The 20,622-nt window shown below is 66.7% G+C and carries 16 protein-coding genes; 13 read left to right on the top strand and 3 right to left on the bottom strand.

Annotation, left to right across the window (positions count from 1 at the left end):
- The first annotated feature begins 54 nt into the window (after positions 1-54).
- From dinB to ACQE2J_RS08800, 3 genes are all read left to right on the top strand, one after another.
- Entirely contained in the window at positions 55-1,290 is a 1,236-nt protein-coding gene (gene dinB / locus ACQE2J_RS08790) for a DNA polymerase IV (protein ID WP_135541984.1), read from the top strand.
- A 131-nt stretch (positions 1,291-1,421) separates the two neighbouring features.
- Positions 1,422-1,829: a DUF3040 domain-containing protein gene (locus ACQE2J_RS08795; RefSeq protein WP_135541982.1), complete on the top strand. Its 408-nt coding sequence runs from the start codon at positions 1,422-1,424 to the stop codon at positions 1,827-1,829.
- 193 nt (positions 1,830-2,022) lie between these two features.
- Entirely contained in the window at positions 2,023-2,676 is a 654-nt protein-coding gene (locus ACQE2J_RS08800; protein WP_426937458.1) for a YdcF family protein, read from the top strand.
- Between the two features lie 155 nt (positions 2,677-2,831).
- Here ACQE2J_RS08800 and ACQE2J_RS08805 read toward each other — a convergent pair whose 3' ends face one another.
- The 3 genes from ACQE2J_RS08805 to ACQE2J_RS08815 all read right to left on the bottom strand — a co-directional run bounded on the left by ACQE2J_RS08805 (position 2,832) and on the right by ACQE2J_RS08815 (position 7,703).
- On the bottom strand, positions 2,832-5,333 hold the full coding sequence (locus ACQE2J_RS08805) for a transglutaminaseTgpA domain-containing protein (protein WP_426937459.1): 2,502 nt from the start codon (positions 5,331-5,333) through the stop codon (positions 2,832-2,834).
- A 74-nt stretch (positions 5,334-5,407) separates the two neighbouring features.
- Complete coding sequence (locus ACQE2J_RS08810) at positions 5,408-6,709, bottom strand: DUF58 domain-containing protein (protein WP_135541332.1); 1,302 nt, start codon at positions 6,707-6,709, stop codon at positions 5,408-5,410.
- 4 nt (positions 6,710-6,713) lie between these two features.
- Complete coding sequence (locus ACQE2J_RS08815; protein WP_426937460.1) at positions 6,714-7,703, bottom strand: AAA family ATPase; 990 nt, start codon at positions 7,701-7,703, stop codon at positions 6,714-6,716.
- A gap of 509 nt (positions 7,704-8,212) precedes the next feature.
- Here ACQE2J_RS08815 and mraZ point away from each other — a divergent pair.
- The 10 genes from mraZ to ACQE2J_RS08865 all read left to right on the top strand — a co-directional run bounded on the left by mraZ (position 8,213) and on the right by ACQE2J_RS08865 (position 20,621).
- Positions 8,213-8,644, top strand: a complete 432-nt coding sequence (gene mraZ / locus ACQE2J_RS08820; protein ID WP_135541328.1) for a division/cell wall cluster transcriptional repressor MraZ — start codon at positions 8,213-8,215, stop codon at positions 8,642-8,644.
- Positions 8,645-8,812: 168 nt separating this feature from the next.
- Positions 8,813-9,775, top strand: coding sequence for a 16S rRNA (cytosine(1402)-N(4))-methyltransferase RsmH (gene rsmH, locus ACQE2J_RS08825; RefSeq protein ID WP_135541326.1), 963 nt, complete (start codon positions 8,813-8,815; stop codon positions 9,773-9,775).
- Positions 9,772-10,329 carry a hypothetical protein gene (locus tag ACQE2J_RS08830; protein ID WP_135541324.1) on the top strand — a complete coding sequence of 186 codons (558 nt, stop codon included), beginning with the start codon at positions 9,772-9,774 and terminating at the stop codon, positions 10,327-10,329. The genes rsmH and ACQE2J_RS08830 overlap by 4 nt, the downstream gene beginning before the upstream one ends.
- A 75-nt stretch (positions 10,330-10,404) precedes the next feature.
- Positions 10,405-12,186 carry a peptidoglycan D,D-transpeptidase FtsI family protein gene (locus ACQE2J_RS08835; RefSeq protein WP_135541322.1) on the top strand — a complete coding sequence of 594 codons (1,782 nt, stop codon included), beginning with the start codon at positions 10,405-10,407 and terminating at the stop codon, positions 12,184-12,186.
- On the top strand, positions 12,183-13,805 hold the full coding sequence (locus ACQE2J_RS08840; RefSeq protein WP_167854459.1) for a UDP-N-acetylmuramoyl-L-alanyl-D-glutamate--2,6-diaminopimelate ligase: 1,623 nt from the start codon (positions 12,183-12,185) through the stop codon (positions 13,803-13,805). Before ACQE2J_RS08835 ends, ACQE2J_RS08840 begins: the two co-directional genes overlap by 4 nt.
- Before the next feature lies 1 nt (position 13,806).
- A complete protein-coding gene (locus ACQE2J_RS08845; protein ID WP_135541320.1) occupies positions 13,807-15,273 on the top strand; it encodes a UDP-N-acetylmuramoyl-tripeptide--D-alanyl-D-alanine ligase in 1,467 nt (488 codons plus the stop codon).
- On the top strand, positions 15,270-16,358 hold the full coding sequence (gene mraY, locus ACQE2J_RS08850; RefSeq protein ID WP_135541318.1) for a phospho-N-acetylmuramoyl-pentapeptide-transferase: 1,089 nt from the start codon (positions 15,270-15,272) through the stop codon (positions 16,356-16,358). The genes ACQE2J_RS08845 and mraY overlap by 4 nt, the downstream gene beginning before the upstream one ends.
- Before the next feature lie 52 nt (positions 16,359-16,410).
- The gene (gene murD / locus ACQE2J_RS08855; protein WP_426937502.1) at positions 16,411-17,919 is read left to right on the top strand and encodes a UDP-N-acetylmuramoyl-L-alanine--D-glutamate ligase; all 1,509 of its coding nucleotides are present in this window, start codon (positions 16,411-16,413) and stop codon (positions 17,917-17,919) included.
- A gap of 1 nt (position 17,920) precedes the next feature.
- Positions 17,921-19,519 carry a putative lipid II flippase FtsW gene (gene ftsW / locus ACQE2J_RS08860; RefSeq protein WP_426937461.1) on the top strand — a complete coding sequence of 533 codons (1,599 nt, stop codon included), beginning with the start codon at positions 17,921-17,923 and terminating at the stop codon, positions 19,517-19,519.
- A gap of 1 nt (position 19,520) precedes the next feature.
- The gene (locus ACQE2J_RS08865) at positions 19,521-20,621 is read left to right on the top strand and encodes a UDP-N-acetylglucosamine--N-acetylmuramyl-(pentapeptide) pyrophosphoryl-undecaprenol N-acetylglucosamine transferase (RefSeq protein WP_425119609.1); all 1,101 of its coding nucleotides are present in this window, start codon (positions 19,521-19,523) and stop codon (positions 20,619-20,621) included.
- Position 20,622 lies beyond the last annotated feature (1 nt).

Consider the following 20,622-nt stretch of genomic DNA (forward strand, 5'->3'; position numbering starts at 1 on the left):
AGAGTACCTGGACTGTTCGGCGGAGCCGAAAGGAACTGACGCGAGGGGCAGGCGATGAGTCGGAAGCAGCTGGCGCGATCCGGAGGTGACCTCAGTCGACTGGGCACCGACGACGTCGGTGCCACGATGCTCCATCTCGACATGGATTCGTTCTTCGTCTCCGTGGAGCTGCTCAGCCGTCCGCAGCTCATCGGTCGCCCCGTCATCGTCGGCGGTCGCAGCGGCCGCGGCGTCGTCGTCTCCGCCAGCTATGAGGCCCGCGAGTTCGGTGTTCACGCGGCGATGCCGATGTCCCGGGCGATGAATCTGTGCCCCTTCGCCGAGGTGATCCCGCCTTCGCACGGCCTGTATTCCTCCTTCTCCCGCCAGGTCTTCGACCTCGTTGCCGAGGTGACCCCCGATGTCCGACAGGTCAGCGTCGACGAAGCCTACGTCGACGTCTCCGGTGCGGTGCGCCGCCTCGGCTCGCCCGTGGAGATCACCACGCGGCTGCGGGAGCAGATCAGGCAGCGCACGGGCCTGAGTGCCTCGGTGGGCATCGCCGGCAGCCAGGTCGTGGCGAAGCTCGCTTCGACTCGAGCGAAGCCCAACGGGCAGCTGCTCGTTCCGGTGGCGAAGACCCAGGAGTTCCTCGACCCGATGCCCATCGAAGCCCTGCCCGGGGTGGGGGAGAAGACGCAGCAGGGCTTCTCCCGCTACGGTATTCGGCTCATCGGCGACCTCGCGGCCGTCGACGAGGCGTGGGCCGGACGCGTCTTCGGCGCTCACGGCCATCAGCTGTGGCGGGCCGCTCACGGTCAGGACTCCGGCGGATTCGACCGGCAGGCCAAAGAGCATTCGATCAGCGCGGAGAACACCTTCGGTGAGGACATCTGGGACCTCGACGTGCTCGAACATGAGCTGCTGCGACTGGCTGACAAGGTCGCCTACCGCGTCCGGGCCGAGGGGAAGGTCGCGACGACCCTGGGGCTGAAATACCGCCTCGGCGACTTCACCACTCTGTCGCGGTCGGTCACGCTCTCGGCTCCGAGCGATCTGGCGCGAGAGATGTACGAGGCGCTGCGGCCGGCGATGCGCAAGCTGCGCGAGCAGCGGACGCAGGGAGTCAGACTGCTCGGGGTGCGAGCGGCCGGCCTCATCGACTTCGCCGTCACGGGACGGCAGGCCACCTTGGATGAACCGGAGCATTCGGGCCGAGAAGCGGAGGTGGCCCTGGACGAGGTGAGGCGGCGTTTCGGGACCGAGGCGATCTCTCAGGCCTCACTTCTGCGCAAGCGGCAGGAGCCCTGACAGACGGTGAGCTGGACCATAGTCTGAAGACCCAGTGGGAATCCGGGCGATCAGCGGCCCCCGAGATGTTTTTTCGGTGCTCAGAGACTATGATTGAGTCAAAGACTTGAGTAGGGAAACGGGGGTTCGAGATGCCACTCTCCGATCACGAACAGCAGCTGTTGGATCAACTGGAGAAGCAGCTGCGCAGTGAAGACCCTCGTTTTGCACGCAATATCTCGGAAACCCAAGCCGCGGCAACGGGCCCGGGATTCTCCGCTAAGCGCTTCGTCCTCGGCATCCTCGTCACTCTGGCCGGACTCGCAGCGACGATCCTCGCGATCACGCTGGTGTCGGACTCGACCTGGTGGATCGCCCTCGGCGTCGTCGGATTCGGTCTCATGGTCGCGGGCATGTACTGGGCGTTCAGCCGTCCCGGTCACGTCCACACGACGCAGACGGAGGGCCGGACCGCCGGAGCGAAGACCAGCGAGAAGGGCAATGCCGGTTTCATGAGCCGACTCGAAGACCGGTGGGAAAAGCGCCAGCGCGGCGAATGACCCCGATCCTCACGATCAAGGCACTCTCAGAATGAGGGTGCCTTTTTCTGTGCCCGCCGACTTCATCCGCAAGGCGTTCGCGCGTTTCGCGTTCTGTGCCGGGATCGTCGGTGCAGTCCTGGGAGTCGTTTTCTCCTTTGGGGAGTTGACTCATCTGAGGTCGAGTCGTCGGCGGCTCGGGGACGGTCGTGGCGTGTCTGGCCGTGCGACCGGGCGTGCAGCTCGCGGTGCGGCCGGGCCAGGGGCCGGACGCGCCGTCGGCGGAGTGGCTGAACGGGTGGCCAGCCACGCTGCTGGAACAGCTGAACGTGTGGCCAGCTGCGCTGCTGGAACAGCCGAATGGGTGGCTGGTGGTGATCAGATCATCGTGGTGCTCGGCTATGGGAACCGAGGCGAACGAGCGAATGGGATCAACCGATTCCGAGTCCGTGCCGGGCTGCGGACCGTCGACCCGCGGGCGCGATCGGCCGTGCTCATCCTCTGCGGGGGAGCCGTCGCCGGACGGCGGCCCGAAGCGATGATCCTCGAACGCTTCGCTCGTGAGGAGCTGGGATTCACCGGCAGGATGCGCCTCGAGACGGAGAGCGCGACGACGTGGGAGAACATCCTCAACGCGATCCCGCTCATCGACGAGGAGCTGCGAGCCGAATCGACGATCAGCATCGTGTCGAACTCCCATCACGCCGAGAAGGCGCGCGACCATCTTTGGCAGCTGAGGCCCGACCTCGGTCGACGACTCGTGCGGGGAGGCGACTATCGGTTCGGTGAACTGCCTGTCGTCAAACCGATCGCCGCGGTCAGGGGATTGCTGGCCCTGCGAGAACTCGACCGGTCGAACTCGCTGTAGACGCCCGGGTGCGTGCGGCAACTGTCGCCGTCCGCAGACGCGGGGAAGCGTGTGTCTGCAGATGGAAGGAGGCGGCCCCGAACGGGACCGCCTCCTTCGGCTCGTCAGCGCTTCTCTGCAGTCGGGGCGTCTCGGCCCTCAGCGCTTCTGCGTCGTCATTTCGGACGGTTGAAGAGACTTGCCGGCCAGATCTTCGCTGAGATCCGATTGCCAGAAGTCGCTCGCTCGGACAGGTCTGTACCGACCTCATCGATGAGCGCGCGCACCTCGGAGTCGTCGAGCGACTCGGCAGCGGCCCCGTAGCGCTTCGCCTCGAGAGCGTCGACGAAAGCCGACAGCGCGGAATCGTCCCGGCCCCGATCATCCGGTTCGTTCGGTGCCGGGCGTTGCAGACGACGCAGCCGTTCATCCGAACGTTCAGCGGCCCCCACACGACCATCGGATTCCTCAGTGGTGCCGGAGGAACCTGCGGCCACCTCGGCGGCGGATCTGCGGAGGGGTTCACCGGTCTCGGGGTCGACCTCGACGGCGGCAGGACCGGCCCCGCCTGATGCGGCGCCACCTGCCGTGCTCGAACCGGCGCCACCTGCTGTGCCAGCCCTACCTGCTGTGCCAGCGCCACCTGTCGTACCGGTCGACCCGGAGGCGGCGGTCGGCAGCGTTCCCGCGAGGACGAGCTCGTTGAAACGCAGCGTCCGGCTCGGGTCCAGGCTCTGCCCGTAGTCGGTGGCCAGGGCCCGCACCTCCGTCCAGACCGCCTCAAGGTCGTGCGGATCCTTCGTCCGACGCGAACGCAGAATCGACCGCCAGATGGCGGGAATGGCCGCGAGCAGGAGCAGAGCGAGCACGATGACGCCCACCCACACGTAGGTGGTCAGGTTTGCCCCGGCCGGTTCGGCGGCCTGAGTGCTCGTCTCCTCATCGCCTGCCTCCTCGGACTCGTCGTTCCCGGCGGCGGAGGTCTCCTCTGTCGGCTCTTCGCTCGGGCTCGCCGACTCCGATTCGTCGCTGTCCTCGTTCTCAGCGGTACCGCTGGCCAGCGTCCACTTCGGAGGATCACCGGCTGGTCCACCAGGCGTGGGCTCGAAGCGGACCCAACCGGCGCCCTCGAAATAGAGCTCCGGCCAGGCATGCGAATCCTGCATGCTCACATCGAAACCGCCGTCGGCCTTCTCACCTCCGGCGAAGCCGACGCCGATGCGCGCCGGAATCCCCATCGTCCGCGCCATGATCGTCATGGCCGAGGAGAACTGGACGCAGTAGCCCTTCTTGTCTGCGAGGAAGTCCGAGATCGCGTCTCCGCTGGCCCGCTCCGGGGCGTCGATCGAATACTCGAAGTCGCCGCCGCGGAAGTACGCCTGCAGCAGAACTGCCGCTTCCCACTGGTTCTCCGCATCGGCGGTGACCCGCTCGGCGGTCTCCTGCACGCTGGCAGGCAGGGAATCGGGAACCTCGAGTTCGGTGTCGAAGTCCTTCTTGTCCACGGGCGTCGCGGACTGGAGGTCCTTGACGTCGGGATTCGGCGACAGGTAGTCCATCGAGTACTGCAGACCGCCGGTCTTCTCGCCATTGCCCACCACGGTCAGTGTCTTCTCATCGAAGATCCATCGACGGTCCACGCCTTCGGGCTGCTGCGGAGCATAGGGCGAAGGAAGATACTGCTGGTCGTACTCATCGCCGATGGCGACGTCGATCGTCTCTTCCTTGAAGTTCTTATCCCGCGGCATTCCCTCGGGCCAGGGCATCCCGTCGGTGGCGATCGCGAAGGGATCGAGGCTGAACGGGCTCGGCGCCCAGTTCTCTCCGTCGAAGTCATCGATCGAGGTCAGTCGGACCGGATCGGAGTCCTCCCCGGTGGTCTGATAGCTGAACAGAGTCGCATCGTCACGATCGCCGAGGTTCTGCCGCAGATTGAGGAACGGGTTCGTCACCGTCAGATCGCCCTGCCCCTTCGACGCTCGGTCGGGCAGACTCGGCACCGGCGGCAGCAGCAGAGGCAGACCGAGGCCGATCGCCAGAGCCAGGGCACCGGCGAGAACCGCGGTCATCCCGCCGCGCCAGCGTGTGGCCGGCAGATACGGGCTGAGCATGAGCAGCAGGAAGGCTGCGAGGATCGCCACGATATGCCACCACCGCACCTCCTGTGAGGCGAAGTACACGGGGATCATCCACAGCACGAGCAGCAGCACACCGCCGACCTTCGGAGCCCGGAGGTCGGCGACGAGGCCGTCGATGAGGATCGTGATGAGGGTGAAGGCGATCGTGAGCATCGCGGTGAATCCCGGGGTGCTCGCGGCCGGGGGAGCGGTCGCGTAGAGATCGCTGACACCGGCCGAGAGCTGGTCGATGACCTTCCCGAACGAGCTGCCCGTGGGGATGAAGCCGAGCAGCAGAGTGCCCTTCGCGCAGACGACGAAGACGGCGACGAGCCCGGCCGCACACTGGGCGATGACCGCGGTGCCGCTCGAACGCAGCACCGGGACGCTGCGGAACACGGCGCCGACGAGGACGACGAGACCGACCGACACGAGGACGGGCGCCAGCCAGGCGAAATCCTTGAACACCGCGGACACGGCCACAGCGGTCAGCGTCATCGCAGCGAATACGATGATCGCCTCGAGCCAGCCGGTCGGCGGACGCGAATCGTTCGTCGTCACGGCATCGGAAGCAGACTGAGACGGTGGTTCGGCCGCGGAATCGCCATGCGAACGCGTGGGAGGAGCATCGAGGCTCATCGGCGCACCCCCTCTGTTCCGGAGCTCGTCCCGGACGTGCCGGGAGCCGCGCCCGCTGGGTCGGAGCCAGCGCCCTGCGCGCCGGAGTTCGTGCCCGGCCTACCGGTGGTACCTGGGCGTCCGCCCGTTCCCTTGCCCTGCCCTCTGGCGGTCGGGCGCTTCGACTCGAACGTCGTCCATGACTCCGGCAGGTCCTCGCTGAGGCCCATCATCGTCATGTCGCCGATCTCGCTGAGCGTGCGCAGAGTCACGGGCACGCGACGCGAGAAGTGCGAGGCGAGCTCCTGACCGCGCTCATCACCGACGGAACAGATGACGATGTGGTTCGGGTTGTCATGTGCGGGAAGCTCGACTCTGCCCGGGCGAACAAGGGCGGAGAGAAGACGCAGCTTGTCGATGTCGCGCGCTCCTTTGAATCTGATCTGGTAGCTGGGGGCGACGACATTGACTTCGTAGTCGGCTCGCAGGAAAGCGGTTCCGGCAGCCGTTGTCGCCGCCAGCAGGAATTCGATCTCGAGGTCACTGGGTTCCGCGGCGTCGGCATCGGCGGCGAGGTCGACGAGGATGAGCGCGTACAGCGTCTCCTCATCGGCCTCGTGGCGGACCATGAGTTCACCGGACTTCGCGGTCGAGGGCCAGTGGACGTGCCGCAGATCGTCACCGGGCACATACTCACGCGTGTGGAAGTCGCGGGTGGTGTGTCCGGAGCGGATCTTGCCGTCGTCGAGGCGGGCGGGCCGGATCGACGAATCCTTCGGAATGCGTGCGCCCAGGTGCGGAACGGACACGGCGACGGGGAAGGCCCCATGGACCTTCCGCTTCATCTTGACCAGGCCGAAGGGGCCGAAGACGGTCAGGAGCACCGACTCGATGCCGGAGACCCCACGCCGGTGCGGTGTGAACGAGGTGAGCACGGTCTGCGAAGCCCGCTGGCTCAAGGCCGGCACCTCACCGGAGGTGGAGTCGCCGAAACCCTCGGCGGCGACGAAGTCGATGGTCGCCGAGGGGATCGCGAGCTGACCGATATTGGTCACCTGCGCCTCGATCTCGACCTCCTTGCCTTCGGCCGCCAGCGGATAGCGGTCCCGGCCGCCCGGCAGGGAGACCTCATGCACGTTGGTGCTCATCGCGATCGACACGCGTCGGGTGCCCCACAGGACGAGCAGCGCCGAGAGCACGACGAGCCCGAGCAGGAGCAGCCCGGCCGGAAGCAGTCCGGGCAGGGCGAAGCGGTAGGCCGTGATGATGAGGGCCGCCCCGGCAAGGACGAAGATGATTCCCGAGGTGCTCAGTCGCATGCCGTCACTGGTTCGCCGAGACGGGCACGCGGGCCAGTACGCGGCCGATGAGGTCCGCGGCCAGATCCGAGTCGTCGCCATCGCGGGGGATGATGCGGTGGGCGAGGATGTACGGTGCCAGAGCCTGCACATCATCGGGGGTGGCGAAGGTGCGCCCCGACAGTGCCGCCCGGGCCTTGGCAGCACGCAGCAGATGAACGCCGCCGCGCGGCGAGCTGCCGAGCAGAATCGCCTGATCATCGCGGGTGGCCTGGAGGATCGCCACGATGTACTCGCGCAGCTGACGACTCGCCGAGACGTGCCGGACGATGGTGCGTGCCTGCGTGATCTGCTCGAGGTTCGTCACCGCCGTCGCGGACTCCAGCGGATCGTTCTGGATCTGATTGTCCAGCAGGTCGACCTCATCGGCCGTGGCGGGGTAGCCGAGCGAGATCCGGGTGAGGAACCGGTCGCGCTGCGCCTCGGGCAGGGCGTAGGTGCCCTCCATGTCGATCGGGTTCTGGGTGGCGACGACGAGGAACGGCGTCGGCATCTGGTAGGTCTGCCCGTCGATCGTCGCCTGTCCTTCGGCCATGCACTCGAGCATCGCCGACTGGGTCTTGGGCGAGGCGCGGTTGATCTCATCGGCGATGACGATGTTCGCGAACACCGGGCCCTGCCGGAACTCGAAGTGCCGGGTCTCCTGGTTGAACAGGTTGACGCCGACGACGTCGGTGGGCAGCAGGTCCGGAGTGAACTGGATGCGGCGCACGGAGCCGTCGACAACCTTGCCCATGGCACGGGCGAGGAGGGTCTTGCCGACCCCCGGAACGTCTTCGAGGAGGACATGGCCGCCGGCGAGCAGCGCGATGAGCGAGAGCCCGACCGCTTCGTCCTTGCCTTCGAGCACCGCGTTCATCGCCGTGCGCGCCCGCGAGGTCAGGTGCTGCACCCATTCGATGTGTTCGGCACCGATCACGGAATTGGTCTGTGTACCTTCTTGGCTGATCGACATACCCTCCATTGTTCCTCATGCCCGCGGCCCCAGCCACACGAGCTTCTTTCAGGCTCCCCAGAACCCTCCCCAGCGCACTCGCCAGCGACCTCCCCACCGCACTCCCCGGCATCCTCCCCACTGCGCTCCCCATTGGCCTCCCCACTGCGCTCCCCACTTCGTTCCCCACTGCTCTCCCCACTTTCCTCCACGTGGACCCTCCACTTTCCTCCCCACTGTGCTCCACCTCGGCGGGAGGATCCGGTGAGATCCGCGAGAACTCGCGGATCTCGGCCACTCGACCGGCTTTCTCCGAAGCGGTCAACCGGCACCAGGGGACCACGGTTTCATGGCTTTCGACCACGCCGGCGACGCACCGACGGAAAATTTCCCCACTTTCCTCCACCTATCTGACCTGGGAAAACTAAGAGTTTCAACGTTGGTCGGACTGGAGGCTGGAATACGTGGAGGGAAGTGGAGTACTGTGGTTGCTATCGGAGCCAATGGGTTTCCGAAAGGGGTGAGACGACATGTTCTTGGGCACTCATATGCAGAAGCTCGACGACAAAGGTCGCCTCATCCTGCCCGCAAAGTTCCGCGAGGAGCTGTCGCCCGGACTCGTCCTCACTCGTGGCCAGGAGAACTGCCTCACCCTGTTCCCCACCACGGAGTTCGAAGCCGAGCACGAGCGAATCCAGAACGCGCCGAAGACGAATAAGGAAGCCCGCGATTACCAGCGTGTGTTCCTGTCGGCGGCTTTTGCGGACCAACCGGACAAACAGGGGCGCATCACGGTCCCGAACATATTGCGGCAGTACGCATCACTTGATCGGGAGGTCGCAGTGATCGGCATGGGCAACCGAGTCGAGATCTGGGACGCACCGACCTGGGAGGACTACCTCGTCGGCGCTCAGCAGGCCTTCGCCGAACGCGAAGAGGAGGTGATCCCCGGAGTGATCTGATTCTGCTCGGGCTTGATCCTTGCCCGCCGTGCTCGAGTTTCGGGGAACTTCCCCGTTTCCGAAGCTCGGACGTCCTGACACACTTCCCCGGTGGCAGGGCCGCGGCGGGCAAGGTTCTGGCTCCAGCAGCACGCACCCCCGAACCACCCACTGACGAAGGACCAACGCATGACAGCTCAGCACGTACCGGTGCTCCTCGAACGCGTGGTCGAACTCATCGGCGTCGGTGTCGAGGCCGCTCGCGAAGCCGGAATCACCCCCGTCGTCGTCGACGGCACACTGGGCATGGGCGGCCACTCCGAAGCCGTCCTCCAGGCTTTTCCCGATGTCCACCTCGTCGGCATCGACCGCGACCTGCAGGCCATCGACATCGCCACCACACGCCTGGCCCCCTTCGCCGATCGCACCGACATCGTCCACGCCGTCGACGATGAGCTGCCCGAAGTCCTCGACGACCTCGGCATCGCCGCGATCAGCGCGATCCTGCTCGACCTCGGAGTGTCCTCCCTGCAGCTCGACGAAGACGATCGCGGATTCTCGTACTCCCGGCCCGCGCCCCTGGACATGCGCATGGATCGCACGCAGGAGCTCACCGCCGCCGAGGTGCTCGCCACCTACTCCGAAGCCGAGCTGCGACGGATCCTGCGCGAATACGGCGAAGAGAAGCTGGCGGGCAGGATCGCGAAGATCATCGTCACCGACCGTGAACACACACCGTGGGAGACCTCGGACCAGCTCGCCGCGATGCTCGGCCGGGTGATCCCGCAGACGAAGAAGAAGTCCCACCCCGCCAAACGCACCTTCCAGGCCCTGCGCATCGAGGTCAACGACGAACTCGGGGTGCTGCGCACTGCGCTGCCAGCGGCACTGGAAGCCCTGCACATCGGGGGAGTGGCCGTCATCGAGTCCTACCAGTCGCTCGAAGACACCATCGTGAAGAAGACGCTGCGCAAGGCCACGACCTCCTCGGCGCCGCCGGACCTGCCGGTGGTCCCCGAAGACCTCCGACCCTGGCTGACCGAGATCATTCGGGGCGCAGAGAAGGCGGACGAAGCAGAAGCAGAGACCAACCCGCGGGCGGCCAGCGTCCGACTGCGGGCAGTGCAGAAGATCAGGGAGGCACGATCGTGAGCAACTCCACGGCAAGAGCCCGCCAGCACAACTTCCCCGAACGTCACCGCCGCCTCGAAGAAGCAGGCAGCGCGGCGAAGCTGCGTCTGCTGAAGTTCGAGCTGCCGAAATCGCGTCTGCCCTTCTCGCTGCTGTGCGTGGGGATCCTCGTGGCCACACTCGTGGCCGTGCTGCTGCTCAACATCTTCGTGTCCCACACCTCCTACAAGGTCGACCAGCTGACCTCGGAGAAGGAAGCGCTGGCCGAGCAGAAGGACCGCCTCGTCGAGGACAACTCCTACCGCGAGTCCCCGCAGAACATCGCCCTCGCCGCCGAAGAGCTCGGCCTCGTCCGCGACTCCTCCCCGGAATTCCTCGACGCGAAGACCGGGAAGATCATCGATGCCCCGGGAATCGACGTCAGCGGTGAGAAAGAGCCCACAGTCGTGCCCGGGCCGCGCGCCGATACACGCGAAGACCTCCGACCCAATCTACGATCGGATGAGAAGCTCCCGGTCGTCGGGGGCAGCCCGAGCAACGACATCGCGGCTCCGAGCCAGGAGTCACCGAAGTAGTCCGAGCTCACCGGGACCAGGGAACGGCCTGACCGAACCATTCGCCGACCATGCCAAGGACCGAGGACAAGTGCAATGGGCCCAGCCACGAGCCGACTGAAGAAGAAGCGCAAGAACGCAGGACCCAATCTGCGCCTGCGCATGGGCTTCATCGCCGCGCTGTCGATCCTCGCTCTGCTCATCACCTCCGTGCGGCTCGTGTCCATTCAGGGAATGGACTCGATGAAGCTTGCGGAGAAGGCCCTGTCCAACCGCCTCGTCACCCAGACCCTGCCGGCCGATCGGGGACAGATCCTCGCCTCCGACGGCACGGTGCTCGCCGACAGCGTCTCCCGCTACCAGCTCGTCGTCGACCAGCAGAACGTCGCCCAATACAAGGTCGACGGAAAACTCGTCGGCGCGTGGGGTGCCGCCGAGGCGCTGGCGAAGCCCCTGAACACCGACCCCGGACTCATCTACCCGAAACTCGTCGGTGACAAACGCTGGAACCCCGTGGCCAAAGGACTGACCTCGGAGACCTGGCGGGACGTGCAGAAACTCGAGGTCCTCGGCATCTCCGCCGAGGAGTACGCCGTGCGCTCCTATCCCGCCGGCGGGGTGGCCGGCAATCTCGTCGGATTCTTAAGCTCCGACGGCACCGCGCAGGCCGGCCTCGAGATGGCCTACGACGATCAGCTGTCCGGCAGAGACGGCCAGCAGCAGTACGAACGCGGTGCGCGCGGAGAGATCATCCCGCTCGGGGACAACAACATCAAGGACGCCGTCGACGGCGAAGGGCTGCAGACGACGATCGATCCGGACCTGCAGTACTACGCACAGCAGGCCATCGAAGAGCAGCGGAAGAAGCACAAGGCCGAATCCGCGTCCATCGTCATCAAAGAGGTCAAGACCGGACGGGTCCTCACCGCCGCCGATGCGCCCACCGTCGACCCGAACTCTCCGGGCAAGGTCGACGGCGAGGACCGCGGTTCCCGGATCTTCACCGACGTCTTCGAACCCGGTTCGACGGCGAAGATGGTCACGGCCGCCGCCCTGCTCGACCAAGGACTGGTCACCCCCGAACAGGAATTCACGGTTCCAGACAAATGGAAGGCACCGAACAACGAAGAGTTCCGCGACTCCCACGAACACCCCGACGAGAAGCTCACGTTCGCCGGAATCCTTGCACAGTCCTCGAACACCGGCACCATCCTCGCCGGCGAGAAGCTCACCGAGGAGCAGCGCTACGAATACATGAAGAGGTTCGGCTTCGGCTCGACCACGGGGATCGGCTTCCCCGCCGAGACGGGAGGCATCCTCCACCCGTACAAGGACTGGGACGGCCGCACGAAGTACACCGTGATGTTCGGTCAGGGCATGGCCGCGAACGCGCTGCAGACCACCGACGTCATCTCGACCATCGCCAACGGCGGTGTCCACGTGCCCTCCCGCCTCGTCGAGGGCATGATCTCCCCGCAGGGCCGGGCCCTGTCGACCCCGCCCGGGAAGACGCAGCGAGTCGTGAGCGAGAAGGCCGCGGATGAGACCCTGCGCATCCTCGAAGGCGTCGTCGCCGAAGGCACCGGCCAGTCCGCGCAGGTCTCGGGCTACCGGGTGGCCGGTAAGACCGGCACCGCGCAGGCGCCGGCGGCCGAAGGCGGCGGCTACGACGGATACACCGCGTCCTTCGTCGGTGTGCTCCCGGCAGAAGACCCCGAACTCGCGATCTCCGTGACATTGCAGCGGCCGCGAAAGGGCTACTACGGTGGTCAGGCCGCTGCCCCAGTCTTCTCCGATGTCGCAGGCTTCGCGATGCGGCACCTGAAGATCCCGCCGTCGACCGAGAAACCCGAGCTGCCTGCCCGAGAATGGAAATGATGCGTTTTTCACAGCTGCTGCCGATCGCCCCCGGCACCCTCCACGGCGATCCCGAGAAGGAAGTCACGGGAGTCTCCCATGACTCGCGTGCGGTCGCACCCGGCCAGCTCTACGCCGCGCTGCCGGGAGCCAATGTCCACGGAGCGAAATTCGCCCCCGAGCTCATCCGCTCAGGCGTCGACGCGATCCTCACCGACTCGCACGGCTGGACGCAGGTCACCGAGGCACTCGATGGGTCCGAGTCCGACCGGGCACTCCTCGACGGGGTCACCGCCCTCATCGTCGAAGCCCCCCGCGCGGTGCTCGGATTCGTCTCCGCCGCCGTCTACGGGACCACCTCGGTGCCCGAACTCATCGGCGTCACGGGAACGAACGGGAAGACGACGACGACCTACCTCGTCGACGGAATGCTCGCAGCCCTCGGCCACCGCACGGCCGTCATCGGCACCGTCGCCATCCTCATCGCCGGTGACACCGTCCCGAGCGTGCGCACGACCCCGGAAGCCCCGGAGCTGCACGCCCTGTTCGCGAAGATGCGCACCGCTGAGGTCGACACCTGCTCGATGGAGGTCTCGTCCCACGCCCTGCGCCAGCACCGCGTGGACGGTGCCCACTTCTCCGTGGCCGGATTCACGAACCTCTCCCAGGACCACCTCGATTTCCACAACACGATGGAGGAGTACTTCGAGGCCAAAGCGCAGCTGTTCACCCGCACCTTCTCCGACCGCGCGGTCATCGTCGTCGAAGACGAATGGGGCGAGCGGATGGTCGACGCCGCACAGGTGCCCGTGCGCACCCTCGGCCGCGACGAGCGCAGCCAGTGGCGCATCGACCACACCCCGGGGGAATCCGAGTTCGTCCTCCACCTCGGCGACGACGAGTCCGCAGGACCGAACCGCGCCGACGGCCAGAGCGCCCACACTCTCCGGTCGATCCGGCTGCGGTCGCCGCTGCCGGGCGATTTCAACGTCACGAACACCGCACTGGCCGCGGCCATGCTCATCGAATCCGGGGTCGCAGCCGAAGACATCGATGCGATCGGACGCAGCTTCGTGACCTCGGTGCCGGGCCGGATGGAGATCATCGACGTGTCCGGGCCCAGGGCGCTCGAGGAATCCCACCCCGAACTGCTCCCACGCGCCATCGTCGACTACTCGCACACCCCCGACGCGATCGCCAAGGCCCTGGCAACCCTGCACGCGGACTCCGAGGAACTCGTCATCGTCTTCGGCGCCGGCGGCGACCGAGACCGCGGCAAACGCTTCGGCATGGGCCAGGCGGCGGCACGAGAAGCCGATGTGATCGTTCTCACCGACGACAATCCCCGCACCGAGGATCCCGCCGCGATCCGCGCCGCCATCAGGGAAGGCGTCGATGCCGCCGTCAGCGCCGGCCAGGCGCGTGTGAAAAAGATCATCGAAGTCCCCGATCGGGGCCGGGCCATCGACGAGGCGATCGCCTCCGCAGACCCGTCCACGACCGTGCTCATTGCGGGCAAGGGGCATGAGACGGGCCAGACCGTGGGCACCACGGTGACTGAATTCGACGACCGGGCGCGGACACGCTCGGCGCTGTCCATGCGACTGGGCGGCGAACAACCAGGTAAAGTTCACAGATGATATGAAGCGACTGACTGCAGCCGAGATCGCAACCGCCTTGAACGGCGAGTTGTACGGCATCGACCCCGAGACCCCATTGACCGCCGGTGTGGTGACCGACTCGCGAGAAGTCGGACCCGGCGATATCTACGTCGCCCGCCGAGGCGCGAGCTTCGACGGCATCGAATTCGCCGCAGCCGCCGTCGAGGCGGGCGCGGCCCTGATCATCGGCGAATCCGTCCCCACCGTCGATGAACAGCCCCTGCCCACCGTCGTCGTGGCCGATGCCACCGAGGCGCTGGGCCTGTTGGCCAAGCACAGCATCGAAGGACTGCGTGCCGACGGTGAGCTCACCGTCATCGCGATCACCGGCTCCGTGGGCAAGACCACGGTCAAGGACCTCGCCGCGGACCTGCTCGCAGGTGCTGCCGAGACGGTGTGGCCGCCGAACTCGTACAACAACGAGGTGGGGGTGCCGCTGACCGCGCTGCGGGCAAGCGAGTCCACCCGCTTCCTCGTCCTCGAGATGGGCGCCCGGTCGATCGGCAACCTCGCCTACCTGACCAGCCTCATCCGACCGGACATCGCCGTCGAACTCGCCGTGGGCACCGCTCACTCCGGAGTCTTCGGATCGATCGAGAACACCGCCCGTGCCAAGGCCGAGCTCGTCGAGTCGCTGCCGGCAGGATCGACCGCGGTGCTCAACGCCGACGACTCCCGGGTGGCGGGAATGCGCGAAGTCCTTACCCCGGAAGTGACCACCCTGTGGTTCTCCCAGCGTGAGTCCCTGCCCGAATGGGTCGGCGCCGAAGATGCGATCGTGCGCGGCACCGCAGTGACCACCGACTCCTCCGGGCACCCGACGTTCACGCTCACCCTGCCGGGTGAGGAACCGTCTGAGGTGCGACTGGCCCTCATCGGCGAACACCACGTCGGCAATGCCCTGGCGGCCGCGGCCATCGCCCACGCCTGCGGAGTCGGCACGAAGTCGATCGTGACCACACTGTCGACCTCCTCGGCGGCCAGCCGCTGGCGGATGGAGCTCATCGACTCGCCCTCGGGCGTGACCGTGCTCAACGACGCCTACAACGCGAACCCCGAATCCATGCGAGCCTCCTTGAAGACCCTGGCCTCGATGGGCCGCGGCGATGAGGAGAACCGGCCCCGCCGCACCTTCGCCGTTCTCGGTGAGATGCTCGAACTCGGCGAGGAGTCCGTGTCCGCGCATTCAGACATCGGCGAGCTCGTCGTGCGCCTGAACATCACCCGCACCATCGTCGTCGGTGAAGGCGCGAAGCCGATCTTCAACGCCGCGAACCTCGAAGGCTCCTGGGGCAACGAGGCGATCTGGGTGGCCACCGCCGCGGAGGCGCGGGATCTGCTGAGCTCCGAACTCGCCCCGGGCGACATCGTCCTGTTCAAATCCTCCCGAGACGCGGGTCTGCGCTACCTCGGGGACGAAATCGCCGGAGTATCGGGGGCCCAATGATTGCCGTACTGCTCGCAGCCTGCCTGGCTCTCATCCTCACCCTCGTCGGCACTCCGCTGTTCATCCGGGTGCTCGTCAAACAGGGCTACGGCCAGTTCGTCCGTGACGACGGCCCGACCTCGCACGCGACGAAACGCGGCACCCCGACCATGGGCGGCGTCGTGATCATCGGCGCCGCGGTCCTGGCGTACCTGCTCGGACACCTGTTCACCGGTTCGGTGCCGACCGCCTCGGGGCTGCTGGTGCTCTGGCTGGCCGCGGGACTCGGCGTCGTCGGATTCCTCGACGACTTCATCAAGATCAAGAAGCAGCGGTCACTGGGTCTGCGCCCGGTGCCCAAGCTCATCGGTCAGGCCTTCGTCGGCATCTCCTTCGCCGTCCTGGCCCTGCAGTTCCCGAACTCGTTCGGAGAGACCCCCGCGTCGACGAAGATCTCCTTCATTCGGGACACGAACCTCGACCTCGCCTTCGGTTCGGCCGTGCTGGGCCTCATCCTCTTCATCATCTGGGCGAACCTCATCGTCACCGCGGTCTCGAACGCCGTCAACCTCACCGACGGGCTCGACGGCCTGGCCACCGGCGCCTCGGTGGTGGTGTTCGCCGCCTATGTCGTCATCGGCACATGGCAGTCGACCCAGAACTGCAACCTCATGTCCGAGGCCACGAACGCCTGCTACTACATGCGCGACCCCCGCGACCTCGCGATGGTCGCCGGAGCCATGGCCGCCGCCTGCTTCGGTTTCCTGTGGTTCAACACCTCACCGGCGAAGATCTTCATGGGAGACACCGGTTCGCTCGCCATCGGCGGCGCCTTCGCCGGACTCGCGATCATGTCGCGCACCGAGCTGCTGCTCATCGTCCTCGGCGGACTCTTCGTCATCATCACCCTCTCGGTGATCATCCAGGTCGCCTCCTTCAAGACCACCGGCAAACGCGTGTTCCGGATGGCACCGCTGCAGCACCACTTCGAACTCAAGGGGTGGGCAGAAGTGACGATCGTGGTGAGATTCTGGATCATCGCCGCGCTCTTCGTCATCGCCGGAATCTGCCTCTTCTACGCCGACTGGGTGGCTCGCGTTGGCTGATGAGCAGAACCCGACCGCAGACGACCGGTCCGCTGCACAGGCCTCCGACACCGTGGCTGTCGGGCAGGTCCCGGCCGCGCTGACCGGACCGAACTCGTCGCTGGCCGGCCTGCGGATCCTCGTCACCGGGCTCGGGGTCACGGGATTCCCCGCGGCGGTCCACCTCGGCGAACGCGGTGCCGATGTCATCGTCATCGACGGTGATGATCAGGCCGACGTCAGTGAGAAGGCGCAGATCCTCGAGGTATTCGACGTCGACATCCGCCGCGGACCCGAGCACGTGGAGGCCCTGCCCGAGGGTCAGATCGACCTCGTCGTCACCTCTCCCGGCTGGCGACCGGACCAGCCGGTGCTCGCCGCGGCGGCTGCGGCCGGCATCCCCGTCATCGGCGAAGTCGAGCTCGCGTGGCGCATCCGTGGGACCAATGACGCGAAATGGCTGGCCATCACCGGCACCAACGGCAAGACGACGACCACGACGATGCTCGAGTCGATGCTCCTCGCCGCCGGACTCAAGGCCAAGGCCTGCGGAAACATCGGCACTCCGCTGCTCGAAGCCGTGCTCGAACCGGGACTCGAAGTCCTCGCGATCGAACTCTCGAGCTTCCAGCTCCACTGGCAGGAGTCGATGAGCGCTGACGCCGCGGCCGTGCTCAACATCGCCCCGGACCACCTCGACTGGCACGGCAGCGCCGAGGCCTATGCCGCCGACAAGGCGAAGATCTTCCATAATGCGAAGCTCGCGTGCGTGTACAACTGCGCCGACGAGGCGACCCTGCACATGGTCGAAGAGGCCGACGTCATCGAAGGTGCCAAGGCCATCGGCTTCACCACCGGTGTGCCGCGGCCCGGTGAGCTCGGCGTCGTCGAGGAGCTGCTCGTCGACCGCGCATTCATCCCGCAGCGCTATTCCTCGGCCGCGGAGATCGCCTCCCTCGCCGACGTGGCGGTCGCCACCGGTGTCGACGGCAGCGACCCCGCACCGCATCAGGTCTCCAACGCTCTTGCCGCCGCCTGCCTGGCACGGGCCATCGACGTGCCGGGACAGGCGATCTCGGCCGGCCTGCGCAGTCATTCGCTCGGCGCCCACCGAATGGTCACCGTCGCCGACGCCGACGGAGTCCGCTGGGTCGATGATTCGAAGGCGACGAACACGCACGCCGCGAACGCCTCCCTGGCCGCTTTCGACTCCATTGTGTGGATCGCCGGAGGACTGCCCAAGGGGGCGGACTTCACCGAGCTCTTCACCGCTCACCAGGAGCGGATCAAGGCGCTCGTGCTCATCGGAGCCGATGACTCCGCCTACCGCGAAGCCATCGCCGCCACCGTCCCCGACCTCGAAGTCGTCCGCATCGAACCGGCACTGGCCGTCGACTCCGGCGTGCCCAAGCGTCGCGGAGAAGCGGTCGCGGCAGCCGCCGTCAATGCCGCGGCGGCTCTGGCCGAAGAAGGCGACACCGTGCTGCTGGCTCCAGCTGCTGCGAGCATGGACCAGTTCCTCAACTACAACACTCGCGGCGAACTGTTCACCGAAGCCGTCCAGAACCGACTGGGACGCTGAGATGGGCCGGCAGACCACCGCGAAGGCGGATGAACGCCGTCGCCGGAAGCTCGCGAAGACGACCACGTCCGCATCTGCGCCAGCGAGGTCGACCACGTCGGCATCTGCGCCAGCGGCGACGAAGACTGCCGCACCTCGAACCGCCCCCGCGAAGACCTCGGGGCGGAAGACCGCCGGGCGGACAACCACGGGACGGAAGACCACCGCGCCCAAGTCGGCCGCGGAATCGACGAAGCGGGCCGGCTCGGCGAGAACCTCGGCTCAGCCCTCGGCCAAGGCAACCGGTGCGAAGAAGTCCGCCGCCTCCGCTGAGAGCAGACAGACAGGCGCTGGGAAGAAGCCATCGGCGAAGAATCCCTCGGTGGTCAAAAGGGTCTGGACGGCCCTGCGTGAGGACTATTCGCGTTTCTCCGCCTACCCGCTGACGACCTACTACATCATCCTCGTGTCCGTGCTCGCCCTCACCGGCCTCGGACTCGTCATGGTGCTCTCGGCTTCGTCGATCACCTCCTATGCCGGGGGAGCGGGCTCCTCCTTCGCCTATTTCAACAAGCAGGCACTGTTCGCCGGCGTCGGCCTCGCCCTCATGGTCGTCGCCAGCTTCATGCCCCTGAGCGTATGGCGCAGGCTCGCCTGGCCGGCGATGCTCGTCGGCCTCGCCATGCAGGCGGCGGTCTACGTGCCCGGCCTCGGCAAGTCCGCGAAGGGCAATGCGAACTGGATCGGCCTCGGCGGATTCCAGATCCAACCCTCAGAATTCCTCAAGATCGCCTTGGCCCTGTGGCTCGGTTTCACGCTCGCCCAGAAGTTCGGCAGGCTCACCACCTTCGGCCACGCCATGGTCCCCGTCGTACCCGGTGTGCTCGCCGCCGTCGGCCTCGTCGTCGGCGGCAACGACCTCGGGACCGGCCTCGTCTTCATTGCCATGGCTGTGGTGTGCCTGTTCATCGGCGGTTTCCCGATCAAGTACTTCCTTCTGCTCGGCAGCATCCTCGCCGCCGCAGTCGTCTTCTTCGTCCTCACGTCGGAGAACCGCCTCAACCGCATCAAGGCGATGCTCACCGGCCACGCCGACCAGACCGCCGCCGACACGATGGGCCAAGCGTGGCAGTCCAACCACGGCCTGTTCTCCCTGGCCTCCGGAGGCTGGTTCGGCGTCGGACTGGGCGCCAGCCGCGAGAAGTGGTCCTGGCTGCCCGAAGCCCACAACGACTTCATCTTCGCCATCATCGGCGAGGAGCTCGGCCTCGTCGGCTCGCTCGTCGTCGTCTTCGTCTTCGCCGTCCTCGGCTACGGGATGGTCCGGGTGATCCTGCGCTCGGACAACCTCATGGTCCAGGTCGCCACTGCCGGCTTCTTCGCCCTCATCATCGGACAGGCCGCGATCAACATCGGTGTCGTCACCGGACTGCTGCCCGTCATCGGCCTGCCCCTGCCCTTCGTGTCCTACGGAGGTTCGTCGATCATCGCCTCGCTCCTGGCCATCGGCGTGCTCCTGTCGTTCGCCCGCACGGAACCCGGAGCCGAAGAAGCCATCATCGTCCACAGAGATCGCATGCGATCATCGTTCGCCGTGCTCGCCCGCAAGAGAAGGAAATGAGATGACGAGTATCCTCCTGGCCGGTGGAGGCACCACCGGTCATATCTCGCCGATGCTGGCGATCGGCCGGGAACTGCGTGAGAAGCACCCGGACTGGGACATCATCGCCCTGGGCACCCCCGACGGACTCGAAGCCGAGCTCGTGCCCCGCGCCGGCTTCGAACTGCTCACCATCGACAAGGTGCCCATGCCCCGATCGATCAGTCCGTCCCTGTTGAGGTTCCCCGGGCGCTTCGCCGGAAACATCTCCGCGGTCAGGAAGATCATCACCTCCCGGAACGTCTCCGCCGTCGTCGGTGTCGGCGGCTACGTCTGCCCGCCGGCATTCCTCGCCGCGAAGCAGGCGAAGATTCCGCTCATCGTCCACGAAGCCAATGCGAAACCCGGAATGGCCAACCGCCTCGGCGCGCGACTGACGACCGCCGGGCGGGTGGGCATCACCTTCCCGGACACGCAGCTGCGCAACTCGACGCTCGTGGGCATGCCGATGCCCGCGGAGATCACCGCGCTCGACCGCAGCGATGCCGACCAGCGGGCCGCTCACCGCGCCGACCTGGGGCTGCGTGACGACGCTCCCGTGCTCGTCGTCACCGGCGGGTCCTCGGGCGCACAGAAGATCAACGCAGCCTTCCTCGCCTCCGCCGATGCCTGCCAGGAGGCAGGCGTCCAGGTCCTCCACATCACCGGAGCCGGAAAAGGTGAGGAGCTGCGGTCCGCCACCGCTCAGCTGCCCGACTACCATGTCGTCGACTATGTCGACGGCATGCACCGGGCCTACTCCGTGGCCGATCTCCTCGTCGCCCGGTCCGGAGCCGCCACCGTCTCCGAGACGACCGTCGTCGGCGTGCCCGCCCTCTACGTGCCGTTGGCCATCGGCAACGGCGAACAGCGACTGAACGCGGCCGGCAGCGTCGAGGCCGGAGCTTCGCTCATGGTCGACAACGCCGAATTCTCCGCTGCGACGGTCACCGAGACCATCCTGCCGCTGCTCGGCGACCGGCCGCGGCTGGAGGAGATGAGCCGCGCCGCTTCTGCACTGAACTATCCCACCGACGCCGCAGCCCGAATGGCCGGCATCGTCACCCGCGCGTTGGAAGGCTGAA

Origin of the sequence: Brevibacterium sp. LE-L, from assembly GCF_050214925.1 — a bacterium.
Classification (GTDB): Bacteria; Actinomycetota; Actinomycetes; order Actinomycetales; family Brevibacteriaceae; genus Brevibacterium.

Coding starts and splice junctions, on each gene's coding strand:
- ACQE2J_RS08835 (WP_135541322.1), top strand. CDS start 10,405: ATGGGCCCAGCCACGAGCCGACTGAAGAAGAAGCGCAAGAACGCAGGA.
- ACQE2J_RS08810 (WP_135541332.1), bottom strand. CDS start 6,709: ATGCGACTGAGCACCTCGGGAATCATCTTCGTCCTTGCCGGGGCGGCC.
- mraZ (WP_135541328.1), top strand. CDS start 8,213: ATGTTCTTGGGCACTCATATGCAGAAGCTCGACGACAAAGGTCGCCTC.
- mraY (WP_135541318.1), top strand. CDS start 15,270: ATGATTGCCGTACTGCTCGCAGCCTGCCTGGCTCTCATCCTCACCCTC.
- ACQE2J_RS08845 (WP_135541320.1), top strand. CDS start 13,807: ATGAAGCGACTGACTGCAGCCGAGATCGCAACCGCCTTGAACGGCGAG.
- ftsW (WP_426937461.1), top strand. CDS start 17,921: ATGGGCCGGCAGACCACCGCGAAGGCGGATGAACGCCGTCGCCGGAAG.
- ACQE2J_RS08815 (WP_426937460.1), bottom strand. CDS start 7,703: ATGTCGATCAGCCAAGAAGGTACACAGACCAATTCCGTGATCGGTGCC.
- ACQE2J_RS08795 (WP_135541982.1), top strand. CDS start 1,422: ATGCCACTCTCCGATCACGAACAGCAGCTGTTGGATCAACTGGAGAAG.
- ACQE2J_RS08865 (WP_425119609.1), top strand. CDS start 19,521: ATGACGAGTATCCTCCTGGCCGGTGGAGGCACCACCGGTCATATCTCG.
- rsmH (WP_135541326.1), top strand. CDS start 8,813: ATGACAGCTCAGCACGTACCGGTGCTCCTCGAACGCGTGGTCGAACTC.
- dinB (WP_135541984.1), top strand. CDS start 55: ATGAGTCGGAAGCAGCTGGCGCGATCCGGAGGTGACCTCAGTCGACTG.
- ACQE2J_RS08840 (WP_167854459.1), top strand. CDS start 12,183: ATGATGCGTTTTTCACAGCTGCTGCCGATCGCCCCCGGCACCCTCCAC.